11 protein-coding genes are annotated in these 11,909 nt (G+C 64.0%); 7 read left to right on the top strand and 4 right to left on the bottom strand.

What is annotated here, in order from left to right; all coding sequences use genetic code 11:
• Positions 1 to 77: 77 nt before the first annotated feature.
• Both N2602_RS12125 and N2602_RS12120 read left to right on the top strand, forming a co-directional pair.
• Entirely contained in the window at positions 78 to 1,253 is a 1,176-nt protein-coding gene (locus N2602_RS12125) for a TAXI family TRAP transporter solute-binding subunit (RefSeq protein ID WP_260382757.1), read from the top strand.
• Positions 1,254 to 1,287: 34 nt separating this feature from the next.
• A complete protein-coding gene (locus N2602_RS12120; protein ID WP_260382756.1) occupies positions 1,288 to 1,839 on the top strand; it encodes a hypothetical protein in 552 nt (183 codons plus the stop codon).
• 48 nt (positions 1,840 to 1,887) lie between these two features.
• Here N2602_RS12120 and N2602_RS12115 read toward each other — a convergent pair whose 3' ends face one another.
• On the bottom strand, positions 1,888 to 3,681 hold the full coding sequence (locus N2602_RS12115; protein ID WP_260382755.1) for a winged helix-turn-helix domain-containing protein: 1,794 nt from the start codon (positions 3,679 to 3,681) through the stop codon (positions 1,888 to 1,890).
• A 154-nt stretch (positions 3,682 to 3,835) separates the two neighbouring features.
• On the opposite strand from N2602_RS12115, the gene N2602_RS12110 reads away from it, so the two are divergent.
• From N2602_RS12110 to mddA, 4 genes are all read left to right on the top strand, one after another.
• A complete protein-coding gene (locus tag N2602_RS12110; protein WP_172783975.1) occupies positions 3,836 to 4,141 on the top strand; it encodes a nickel-binding protein in 306 nt (101 codons plus the stop codon).
• 52 nt (positions 4,142 to 4,193) lie between these two features.
• On the top strand, positions 4,194 to 4,367 hold the full coding sequence (locus tag N2602_RS12105) for a hypothetical protein (RefSeq protein ID WP_172783974.1): 174 nt from the start codon (positions 4,194 to 4,196) through the stop codon (positions 4,365 to 4,367).
• Positions 4,368 to 4,442: 75 nt separating this feature from the next.
• Complete coding sequence (locus N2602_RS12100) at positions 4,443 to 4,700, top strand: hypothetical protein (RefSeq protein ID WP_260382754.1); 258 nt, start codon at positions 4,443 to 4,445, stop codon at positions 4,698 to 4,700.
• Between the two features lie 72 nt (positions 4,701 to 4,772).
• Complete coding sequence (gene mddA / locus N2602_RS12095) at positions 4,773 to 5,546, top strand: methanethiol S-methyltransferase (RefSeq protein WP_409241903.1); 774 nt, start codon at positions 4,773 to 4,775, stop codon at positions 5,544 to 5,546.
• A gap of 68 nt (positions 5,547 to 5,614) precedes the next feature.
• Here the strand turns inward: mddA and N2602_RS12090 are convergent, their stop codons facing one another.
• Positions 5,615 to 6,439, bottom strand: a complete 825-nt coding sequence (locus tag N2602_RS12090; RefSeq protein ID WP_260382753.1) for an NAD(P)-dependent oxidoreductase — start codon at positions 6,437 to 6,439, stop codon at positions 5,615 to 5,617.
• A 90-nt stretch (positions 6,440 to 6,529) separates the two neighbouring features.
• On the opposite strand from N2602_RS12090, the gene N2602_RS12085 reads away from it, so the two are divergent.
• Positions 6,530 to 7,507: an SMP-30/gluconolactonase/LRE family protein gene (locus N2602_RS12085; RefSeq protein WP_260382752.1), complete on the top strand. Its 978-nt coding sequence runs from the start codon at positions 6,530 to 6,532 to the stop codon at positions 7,505 to 7,507.
• Positions 7,508 to 7,773: 266 nt separating this feature from the next.
• Here the strand turns inward: N2602_RS12085 and N2602_RS12080 are convergent, their stop codons facing one another.
• Together N2602_RS12080 and N2602_RS12075 are read right to left on the bottom strand one after the other, a co-directional pair.
• Positions 7,774 to 9,204, bottom strand: coding sequence for an aldehyde dehydrogenase family protein (locus tag N2602_RS12080; RefSeq protein ID WP_172783969.1), 1,431 nt, complete (start codon positions 9,202 to 9,204; stop codon positions 7,774 to 7,776).
• 290 nt (positions 9,205 to 9,494) lie between these two features.
• Entirely contained in the window at positions 9,495 to 11,858 is a 2,364-nt protein-coding gene (locus N2602_RS12075; RefSeq protein WP_172783968.1) for a transketolase, read from the bottom strand.
• Positions 11,859 to 11,909: the final 51 nt, after the last annotated feature.

The raw sequence follows: 11,909 nt of genomic DNA, 5'->3' as shown, positions 1-11,909 counted from the left end.
GATGCAGTCTCTCGGGGGCATGTCACGTCCCAGCGAGAGCTGACCGAGCAAGTTGAACAATGAGGGTCTGCGGAGCGATGCGGGCCGGTTTGTTCATCGCATTGATTGCAGCGGCCTACGTTGGCGGGCAGGTCCAGGTTTGTTTCGCGCAAGAGCGACTGTCGGCTTCTCCGAGCAAAGCCACGAAAGTGTCTCCAAGAAAGGAAGGCACCCCCAGGAAGGAGACCGGGCGATCTGCGGACCCCTATACGCTGGGCTTCGTGACCGGTACGCCGCAATGCACTGAATTCGCGCTCGCTCAGGACATTGCGACCACGCTCGCCGGCGGCCAAGAGACCGGCCCTCGGGGCCAAGTCGCATTACGGGTCCTGCCGATAGTGGGAAACGGCGGTATCCGTAACGTTCTCGATGTGCTCACCCTCGCAGGTGCCGACGTGGCGATCGCGCCCGTCGTTCTGGTCGACCGCCTCCGGGAGACAAGGACCTTCGGGGACATTTCAGACAGACTGACCTACATTGCACCGCTCCATATCGAAGAGTTCCACCTCCTTGCGCGGCCGGAGATCGGAAGCCTGGCGGAACTTTCGGGAAAGAGGGTCAATCTCGGAGAGGACGGCAGTGCCGGCGCCATCCTCGGCCGCGAAGTGTTGAACCGTCTGGGCATCAAGATCAGCGAGTCGAACTTGGGACCGGAGGCCGCGCTGGATGGTCTGAGGAAGGGAGATCTCTCCGCCGCTCTGCTGGTCTCAGGAAAACCGGTCAGCTTCCTGGCGCAGGTGTCGCAACTCGACAATATTCACCTCCTGCCAATCCCCTACCTCAAGGAGCTGCTGCAACAAGATTATCTGCCATCGACGCTCCGCCATAAGGACTACCCAAATGTGATCGCCGCCGAAGCAAGCGTCGACACGATCGCGATCAAATCCGCTCTCTTCGCCTACAACTGGCCGAGTGGCAGCGAGCGGTTTCGGTTGCTGGAATTCTTCGTCCAGACATTGTTCACGCGCTTTCCTGAATTCCTAGCTGGCGCACATCACCCCAAATGGCGCGAGGTGAACCTGGCCGCGCAGCTCCCCGGATGGCGACGATTTCGGCCGGCAGAGCGCTGGCTCCAGCAGCAATCCGGCGGCGAGGCCGCTCTTCGCAAGGCGTTCGGCAGATTCCTCGAAGGAAAGCCGACCGCCAATCCGCCCGACCGGGAAGATTTATTCCGGGAGTTCCTGCGCTGGCGAGAACGCAATCCGGATAAGTGAGCAAGATTTGGCAGTCAAATGTCGGGAGGTGTCGATGCGCAACGCGCTTGTGAGCGCAGCCTTGGCTGCGTTGCTCGCCTTGATCGCCGACGTGCGGCAGCCTGCAGCCCAATTTGCTCCCTTCTTTCCATCAACACCGCAGACACTCGCGCCGCCGGCCGAGACGACCGAGCGCATCAAGACAGCCCCTCGCCGAAGCGCCAAGGCGCACAGGAAGCGCGACATCGTTCGTTCGCCGCCCAATCAGCGGAAAGTCGCCGAGAAAAACGGATACAAGCGGGTCAGCGATCTCGTGAATTTCCCAAAGTTCTTTCCGGGCCTCGGCATCATTTTCGTGAAGCCCGACACGTTGCCGCTGGGGCCGTTCCTGTGCTTCGATCGCAGGGATCGTCTGGTGGCGACCGTGTACATGGTCCCGAACAAGGACATCGACGATCACAAATCATGGGAGGGAGCGGGATCCGCAGCACCAGTTGACCACGTCAGTCTCTACTTCAACACGGGTCACCCCGGCGTGGACGTGCCGCATTACCACGTGGTGCTCTGGCATGTGACCAGGAAACAGGAAGCGCGCGTTGCAAAATGACGTGCAACACCTCTCGATGACAGGCGAGGTACGGAGCACGGACCGTCCTTAGGCAGCACGTCCCGGCGTTCGCGTATCGACCTCGCGTCGCAAAGCGGCACATGCAGCCTCGAACTTCCGCGAGCCCAGTTCGCCGGCCGCCAGCTGGGCTGCGTGAATTTCCGCTGAAGCGCCTCGAACGTCATCATGCGCCAATTGCAGCTTGGCGATCCGGAGTCTCAGCCTGACCGCCTGCACTCGCCCGTCGATGCTCGACCACAGCTGCCGGGCCAGGTGCAGATGCCGCAGCGCAGACTCGTACTCGTCACGCGCATCGGCGAGAACCGACTGCGCTTCGTTCGTCAATGCCCGGATCGACGGCATCGGCCATCGGTCCGGGCTTCCGGAAAGCTCTTCGATCAGCTCCAGCGCCTGCTCATGGCGGCCTGTATGCGCGGCGGCGAGCGCCAGATGCGCGAACAGGATTCCTCGGCGCTGCAGGGTCCACCAGGTCTTTCCGATCAAGCTGCGTTCGAGACTGGTGTAGGCGGCTTCAGCCTCGCCACGTTCCAGCAAAAGCATGGCGTGGCCGGGCTCCGGGCACCAGCCGAGAGCATAGGCCTTTTCGTAGGCTTCGAGCGCGGCGTCGTCATTGCCGATCGCAGCCTGGACGTCCGCCAGCACGCGATTCGCATCGCCGATCGCCCATGGCGCGTCGCTGGTCAGCCGTGCCAACGAATCCTGAATGCGCGACAAGGCCTCGCCAAGCGAGCCCCTGACGCCAAGGACTTCTGACCGATGAAGCTGACAGGAGCCGGTCAATTCCATCCCGCTCTCGGTGCAATATTTCTGATAGCCGAGCGTCCACTGGTCGGCCCTCGCCCAATCTCCGAACATCCGCGCCGCCCACAGGATGTTGCAGTAGAGGATGCCTCCGACGATCGGGTCGATATCGCCGCTGGAGAGCGCCATCGTAGCGGCGAGGTCCTGATCCGCCAGTCCTGCGCGCGTATCGCCGAGACACAGCCGGTAGAACCCGCGATAAGCCAGACTCAGCGCCTCGATGCCAACAGCGTCCCTGTGCCGGACCGTGCTGTACGCGGCATCGGCAAGCGAAAGCGCCTGCTCAGGCTCGCCGTCGAACGCGGCGACCTTCGACTTCATCCAGAGAGTCAGCGCAGTCGTGGCGGGATCCTCGATCTCGGAGGCCCAATCCTCCGCCCGCGCCAGCCACCCCTTGGCAATCGCCGCCTGGCCGCGCTCGAAGTGCAAGCAGGAGAGTGTGACTGCATCGATGACGGCCAGCGACACGTTGCCGGCCTTGGTATGGGCGGCGACCGCGCGAGCCAGGAGAGGCAGCGCCGCATCGGCCTTGCCGGTGCACTGCAAGGCCAGCGCCCATTGGTGCAAGTCGGCGCCATCGAGCGGTTGGATCGTATCGGCCGCCTCGAACAGCGCTGCGGCTTCGTCCCAGGCTTGCACGGCAGCGGCGCGCTGCGCTTGCACCCCCACGTCCGGGGCTTGCCCGTCCGTCGTCTCGGGAGCGGCAACCCGTGGCTCCGATCCGCCGTCGATGCAGAAACGATATCCCCTGCCCGGCATGTTCCGGATGGCGCCATCCATGCCACCCGTGCGCAGCACGCTACGCAGCATGCTCACCGCCCGCTGCAAGGAGTTGTCGGTGACGGTTACGTCAGGCCAGAGGGTATCGAGCAGCTCTTCCTTGGTGACGACCCGGTCCCGGTTACGCGTCAGGTAGACCAGCAGATCGAACACGCGCGGCTGCAACGCGACTTCCCGCTGCGCATGAATAAGCGCGCGGCCCGCTTCGTCGAGTTCGAAGGGTCCAAACCTGAGGGTCATATCGTTATGTCCGGGAGAGACGGAAAAGGTTCAGGCAAGGATCAGGCAATGATCAGGCCCTGGTCAGGACGATCAGCGCCGGCGACGCCTATAGCTCCTCACGGCCTTCGGTCACGACCGACTGGCAGCAGCATCAACCCCGAGGAGATACCTTATGGAACTCTATGTCATTCGCCGTCCAAGCGCCTGGGCAAACCTGAGCGAACTGGAAGCCGCAGGCGCGAAGTCCGCGCGGATCGGCAACGAGCAGATGTCCGATCGCGTTCGCTGGATCCGCAGCTATGTGGTCCATGAGGCCGACGGCCGCATCGGCACCTTCTGCATCTATGAAGCCCGCGACGGGGAGTCGATCCGCGAGCATGCACGGCGCGTCGGCATGCCGGGCGAGGAATTCTACAAGGTCGCCACGACCGTCGTCGTTCGCGGCGATCCCACCCCGCAGACGGCCGCCGCCGAATAGCAGATCAGCGCGGGCGGCGTCGTCAACTCGTGCTTCCCTGAAAGGATGAGAAATGTCCATTCAGTCTCAGGCGCCGCCCGCACTGAGCCCCTCGCGGCGATATCTCGCCGGCATCCTGCTGCGGCTTCGCCGGCTCATCAATCGGTCTGTCGCCAGCATGCTGGCGAACCGCGAGAAGGCCGCAATGCAGTTCGCGAAGGGTTGCGGCGACCATGACCAACGGTGACGACACGGCTCGAGACCCGGGTCACCGTCGGAAGATTTGCATTCCCCGCGATAATTTCAACTCGAGGAAATAGTCATGAACTTCTTCTTCCCATCCGACGCTTCCGAAGCCAAGACCTCCGATTCCAAGACTTTCAGGCTCGGAAATTTCAAGTCCAGAACCGCCGCGCTGGCGATCGGGACGGTCGGTGCCGTCATGATGTCGCTCGTTCTGGCTTCGGCTGCAACGACGCTCGGCGACCATCGCGCCGATGGCGTGAGCGGCGGCGCAACGGTCCAGAAAAGCCCAGGCAAATGCAAGGCCGCAACGGTTCCAACAGCCTTTGCAACGTGACGAAGGCGGCGGTGACCACCGCCCGTTGAAACAGCCGCTTCAATCCCTCACCCCTGAACTGGAAGATCTATCATGTCCATCACCATGCAAAACGGACCTACTCAGACGGCAAGCTCGTTCGCGGCACGAAGCTTCGTGCTCGGCTATGGCGTGCTCGCGTATCTGATCTTCTTCGGGACCTTTCTCTACGCCGTCGGCTTCATGACGCAGTCCGTTGTGCCCAAGACGATCGACGGCGGCGCGGCGGGCTCGATCGGACAGGCGCTGATGATCGACCTCGCGCTGATGTCACTTTTTGCCGTCCAGCACAGCGGCATGGCTCGCCAGGGCTTCAAGAAGCTGTTCGCCGCCTTCGCCTCGCCCGCGCTCGAGCGCAGCACCTATGTGCTGCTGGCAAGCCTGAGCCTGATCCTGCTGTTCTGGCAATGGCGTCCCATCACCGCCATCGTTTGGGAGATGGAGACACCTATGGCAGCCTACGCCGCGGTCGCCGGCAGCTTCGCCGGCTGGCTCATCGTGCTGTACAGCACGTTCCTGATCAGCCATTTCGAATTGTTCGGACTGACGCAAGTCGTCAGCCACTTTGCAGGTAGGCTCGCCGAGCCGATGAAGTTCAGGACGCCGGGACTCTACCGCCTGATCCGGCATCCGATCTATCTCGGCTTCATCATCGCGTTCTGGTCGACGCCCACCATGACGCTCGGGCACCTGCTGTTCGCGATGGTGACGACGGCCTACATCTTCGTCGGCATCTGGTTGGAGGAGCGCGACCTGGTCACTCTGTTCGGAGATCAGTACCGGCACTACAGGGAGAAGGTGGCGATGTTGATCCCAGGCCTGTTCTGATCCGGCGCGAACGTACGGTTTGAGCGGCCAAGCAGAGCTTCGGCCGCTCTCGCCATGTCGCACGCTCCCTAGCGCTTATTCCAATCGATGACCCGGCTCGGATCGGCGTCGAACTCCATGCTGCAGAACGTGCCGCCCTGGAAATAATCGCCGACCGGATCCGGCTTCAGCTTGGCCTGCTCGGCCATGGCGTGCTCGCGGAAATCTTCCGCGCGGCCCGTGGGGCGATAGCCGAATTCGTAGGCGCGGTGGTTGTCCCACCAGGCGCGCTCGTTGAAGGAGGCGCCGTAGAAGATCTCGAAATGGATGTCGGGATGCTCGAGCCCGATGCGGCAGAGCTGCACGAGGTCGTCGGGCTTGAGCCAGATCGAGAGCCGGCGCTGGTCGAGCGGCATGTCGCCGAAATTGCCGATGCGCAGGCACGTGACCTTCAATCCGTGCTTGTCGGCATAGAGCGCACCGACGGCCTCGCCGAACACCTTGCTGACGCCGTAGCGGCCGTCGGGACGCGGGGTGACGTCGGTGCCGATCTTGTGGTGGCGCGGATAGAAGCCGACGGCGTGGTTCGACGAGGCGAACACCACGCGCTTGACGCCCTTGCGGTACGCCGCCTCGAACAGATTGTAGCCGCCGATGATGTTGGCCTGGAGGATCTGATCCCAGGTGCCTTCGACCGAATAGCCGCCGAAATGCAGGATGCCGTCGACGCCCTCGCAGATCGCCTCGCATTGCGCGAGGTCGGCGAGGTCCGCGGCCTTGAACTGCTCGTTCGCGCCGAGATCGGCCGGTGGCTTGATGTCGGAGAGCAGGAGATCCGGATAAATCGGCGGCAGCAGTTTCCGCAGGCTCGTGCCGATTCCGCCCGAAGCTCCCGTCATCAAAATACGCGGCATGTTGTCCCTCACCGTTAGTGACCGAATTTGCGGTCACGTGTCTCTAATGATAGCAGGATTGTCCAGAGGGAACGAAACGAGAGAACCGGCATGAATGAGGCATCGTCCCAGACCGAGGAGCGGCCAGGTTGGCGGCCGGCGAGCTATTATCCCGATCCGGCGATCCGTGCACTCGATCCCCGCTTCGAAAAATACTGGCTGAAGCTGTCGGCGGTGGAGCGGCTGGCGACCGGCCTGCGTTGGGCCGAGGGGCCGGTGTGGTTCGGTGACGGGCGCTATCTGCTGTGCAGCGACATCCCGAACCAGCGCATCCTCAAATGGGAGGAAGAGACCGGCGCGGTCAGCGTGTTCCGCAAGCCCTCGAATTTTGCCAACGGCAACACGCGCGACCGGCAGGGCCGGCTCGTCACCTGCGAGCATGGCGGCCGGCGCGTGGTGCGCACCGAATATGACGGCAGCATCACCGTGCTGATGGATCAATTCAACGGCAAGCGGTTGAACTCGCCGAACGATGTCGTTGTTAAATCGGACGGCTCGATCTGGTTCACCGATCCGACCTTCGGCCTGCTCGGCAATTACGAGGGCTACAAGGCCGAGCCCGAGATCGAGCCCAACGTCTACAGGCTCGATCCCGAGACCGGCAAGGCGACGATCGTTGCCGAGGGCGTGCTCGGGCCGAACGGGCTGTGCTTCTCCCCGGACGAGAAGATCCTCTATGTCGTGGAATCGCGCGGTGTGCCGAACCGCAAGATCCTCGCCTATGACGTCTCGCCCGAGGGCACCACGATCTCGAACAAGCGTGTCCATATCGATGCCGGGCCGGGCACGCCCGACGGCATGCGCTGCGACATCGACGGCAATCTCTGGTGCGGCTGGGGCATGGGCGATCCCGAGCTCGACGGCGTCGTGGTGTTCGCCCCCGACGGCGTCATGATCGGCCGCATCGCCCTGCCCGAGCGCTGCGCCAACGTCTGCTTCGGCGGCGTCAAGCGCAACCGCCTGTTCATGGCCGCGAGCCAGTCGATCTATGCGCTGTATGTGAACACGCAGGGGGCGGTCGGGGGATAATGTCGCCGCAAGGAATGGCCTCGTAGTAGGGTGGGCAAAGCGAAAGCGTGCCCACCATTTCTTGCTCGTCGCGCGATCGTGGGCATGTCGCTTACGCTCCTTTGCCCACCCTACGAGATCTCTCCTGCGTCATTGCGAGCGAAGCGAAGCAATCCAGACTGTCTCCGCGGAAGGATTCTGGATTGCTTCGCTTCGCTCGCAATGACCAAACGAAAAAACGCCGGGGCGGTTTCCCGCTCCGGCGTTTGGCTTGATCGCTCTAAAGCTTACGCCGCGTTGAAGCCCGCAACCGCCTTCACTTCGAGGAAGTCCTCGAGGCCGAACTTGCCCCATTCGCGGCCGTTGCCGGACTGCTTGTAGCCGCCGAACGGCGCGGTGCGGTCGTTGGGCACGCCCTGCAGGTTGACGTTGCCGGCGCGGATCTGGCGGCCGACGCGCTTGGCGTCCTCGACCGTCGGGCCCGTAACGTAGCCGGCGAGGCCATACGGCGTATCGTTGGCGATCTTGACCGCGTCGGCTTCGTCCTTGGCGCCGATGATGGTCAGCACCGGCCCGAAGATCTCCTCGCGCGCGATCGTCATGTCAGGGGTGACGTCGGCGAAGATAGTCGGACGAACATAGAAGCCCTTGTTGACGCCTTCGGGCAGGCCCGGGCCGCCAGCGACCAGCGTTGCGCCCTCGTCGATGCCCTTCTTGATCAGGCCCTGGATCTTGTCCCACTGGCCACGATTGACCACCGGGCCGATGGTGGTGCCTTCGCCGCGCGGATCGCCCGCCTTGGTCTTGTCGGCCACGGCCTTCGCGATCGCGGCGACTTCCTTCATCTTGGACAGCGGCACGATCATGCGCGAGGGCGCGTTGCAGGACTGGCCGGAATTGTTGAACATGTGCATCACGCCGCCGGTCACCGCCTTGGTGAGGTCGGCGCCTTCGAGGATGACGTTCGGCGACTTGCCGCCGAGTTCCTGGCTGACGCGCTTCACGGTGGGCGCTGCGCGCTTCGCAACGTCGATGCCGGCACGGGTCGAGCCGGTGAAGGAGATCATGTCGATATCAGGGTGCTCGCTCATGGCGGCGCCGACCTCGGGGCCGAGGCCGTTGACGAGGTTGAACACGCCCTTGGGCACGCCGGCGTCATGGAGGATCTCCGCGAAGATCAGCGCCGAGGTCGGCGTGAACTCGCTGGGCTTCAGGATCATGGTGCAGCCGGCGGCGAGCGCGGGCGCGACCTTGCACGCGATCTGGTTCAGTGGCCAGTTCCAGGGCGTGATCATGCCGACCACGCCGATCGGCTCGCGCAGCACCATGGCGGTGCCGACCGGCTCCTCGAAATGATAGTTCTTGAGCACGTCGAGCGTGGTCATGAGATGGCCGAGGCCGGCGCCGGCCTGCAGCTTCTCCGCCATCGGCAGCGGCGCGCCCATCTCGTCGGAGACGGCAGCGCCGATCTCCTTGAGGCGGCCCTTATAGACCTCGATCACTTTGCTGAGCAGCGCGACGCGCTCCTCGCGGCTGGTCTGGGAGAACGTCGCGAAGGCGCGCTTGGCGGCGGCAACCGCCTTGTCCACGTCGGCCTTGGAGCCCAGCGCAACCTCGTACATCGCCTCTTCCGTCGCCGGATTGATCACGGCGGTGGACTTCTTGACGGCGGGATCGACCCAGGCGCCGTCGATGTAGAATTGCATGCGATTGACCATCGTTAACCTCTTCTTGGGGGCTTGGAGGGGGCGTTTCGGCAGGCATCCTTGCACGAAAGCGCCGGCAATTGAACCCGCCATATGCGGGACCAGCGTTGCGGCGGATGGAGGTTATATGAGCCGATGGCGGGAACGTGGCAAGGCTCCCTCGGATGTCATTCCGGGACGCGCCTTTTGGCGCAGGCTACGGTGCGCAATTGCGCACCTGAGAATCCATACTCCCGATCGTGGTTATGGATTCCGGGCTCGACGCTGCGCGTCGCCCCGGAATGACGAGGCAGTTACCTCCGCTACACCGCCATCTTCCGATGCAGCACCGGCGCGCCGGTGGTGAGGCTTTCGGCCGCATCGATGATGGCGTTGGCGTCGATGCCGTAGTGCCGATAAAGGTCCGCGATGCTGCCGGTCTGGCCGAACTGCTCGACACCGAGCGCCTCGACACGGTGGCCGCGAACGCTGCCGAGCCAGCCGAGCGCGGCGGGATGGCCGTCGATCACGGTCACGATGCCGCAGTCGCGCGGCAGCGGCGCCAGCAGCTTTTCGATGTGGCTGAGATGCTGCACGCCGCGGCGGTCGCGCCGCAATTTTCGCGCCGCGGTCCACCCCGCATGGAGGCGGTCGGCCGAGGTAATCGCGAGCAGGCCGACGTCGCGGCGGCTCTCGCCGATGAAGCCGGTCGCCTCGATCGCTTCGGGCGCGACCGCGCCGGTATAGGCGATCACGACCTCGGCGTTCGGCCCCGGCTTGCGCAGCCAATAGGCGCCATCGGTGATGCCCTGTCGCAGCTCGCCCGTCATGATCCGCTGCGCCTGCTCGATGGCGCGCGTCGAGAGCCGCAAATAGACCGAGCCGCCCTCGCCCGGATCGCGCTGCATGTGCTCGAAACCGTAAGCCATGATCACGGCGAGCTCGTCGACGAAGGCCGGCTCGAACGAGGCGAGCCCATCCTGCGCCATGCCGATCAAGGGCGTTGCGATCGACTGATGCGCCCCGCCCTCGGGCGCGAGCGTGAGGCCGGACGGCGTCGCCGCCACCATGAAGCGCGCGTCCTGGTAGCAGGCATAGTTCAGCGCATCGAGCCCGCGCTCGATGAAGGGATCGTAGAGCGTGCCGACCGGCAAGAGCCGCTCGCCGTTGATCTGGTGCGACAGGCCGAGCGCCGAGAGCATGATGAACAGGTTCATCTCGGCAATGCCGAGCTCGAGGTGCTGACCCTTCGGCGAAGCATCCCAATTGTAGGTCGAGGGAATTTTCTCGCTGCGGAATAAGTCCGCCTTCTCGGCTCGCGCGAACAGGCCGCGGCGGTTGACCCAGGGGCCGAGATTGGTCGAGACGGTGACGTCGGGCGAGGTCGTGACGATGCGTTTTGCGAGTTCGCTGTCGCTGCGCGCGATCTCGTTCAGCACGAGGCCAAAGCCCTGCTGGGTCGACATCTGCGGCGACGGCTTGAACGCGAGCTGTTGCGGCACCTCGACGACGGGCGCCGTGAGCCGGCGACCATCCTGGTTGAACGGCACCCGCGCGAGGAAGGCCTCGAGCTCGGCGGCATCCTGCGACAGGCCTTCGAACTTGTCCCATTCATGGCCGGGACGGATGTTCTGGCTGTCGCGGTATTTCTCCATCTGCGCGACCGTCATCAGGCCGGCGTGGTTGTCCTTGTGACCCTGGAAGGGCAGGCCGACGCCCTTGATGGTGTAGGCGATGAAGCAGACGGGGCGGTCGTGATCGATGGAATCGAACGCCTCCAGCATGCTCGCCATGTCGTGGCCGCCGAGGTTCGACATCAGCGCCAGAAGCTCCTCGTCACTGCGCTTGTCGATCAGTTTCGTGATCGGGCCCTGGTCGCCGATCTCGTCATGCAGATGTTTGCGGAAGGCCGCGCCGCCCTGGAAGCAGAGCGCCGCATAGAGCGCGTTCGGGCAATTGTCGATCCAACGCTTCAAGGCCTCGCCGCCGGGCTCCGCGAACGCCTCGCGCATCAGCCGGCCGTATTTCACGATGACGACGTCCCAGCCGAAATTGCGGAACATGGTCTCGAACTTTTCCCAGAGACCTTCGCGCACGACGGCATCGAGCGACTGCCTGTTGTAGTCGACCACCCACCAGGTGTTGCGCAGGCCGTGCTTCCAGCCCTCCGCGAGCGCCTCGAAGATGTTGCCCTCGTCCATCTCGGCATCGCCGACGAGCGCGATCATCCGTCCCTCGCGGCGATCCTTCATCCAGCCATGCGCCTTGACGTAATCCTGCACCAGCGAAGAGAACAGCGTCTGTGCGACGCCGAGGCCGACCGAGCCGGTGGAGAAATCGACGTCGTCGACATCCTTGGTGCGCGAGGGATAGGACTGCGCGCCCTTGAAGCCGCGAAAGTTCTCCAGCTTCTCGCGGCTCTGCCGGCCGAACAGGTACTGGATGGCGTGGAACACCGGGCTCGCATGCGGCTTCACCGCGACGCGGTCCTCGGGACGCAGCACGTGGAAGTACAGCGCCGACATGATGGTGGCGAGCGAGGCGGACGAGGCCTGGTGGCCGCCGACCTTGAGGCCGTCCGCGTTGGGGCGGATGTGGTTGGCGTGGTGGATGGTCCAGGACGACAGCCACAGCGCCTTGCGGCTGAGAGCAGTCAGGGTGTCGAGACGGGCGGGGTCAACGGGCATGGCGATGCTCCGGGAAATATGCACCGATCATACGCCTGCGGGCCGCGTCAA

The sequence above is a fragment of the Bradyrhizobium sp. NC92 genome (assembly GCF_025200865.1).
In the GTDB taxonomy this organism is placed as follows: domain Bacteria; phylum Pseudomonadota; class Alphaproteobacteria; order Rhizobiales; family Xanthobacteraceae; genus Bradyrhizobium.
The sequence above is the reverse complement of the archived record's forward strand: the minus strand, read 5'-3'. Positions and strand labels throughout refer to the sequence as shown.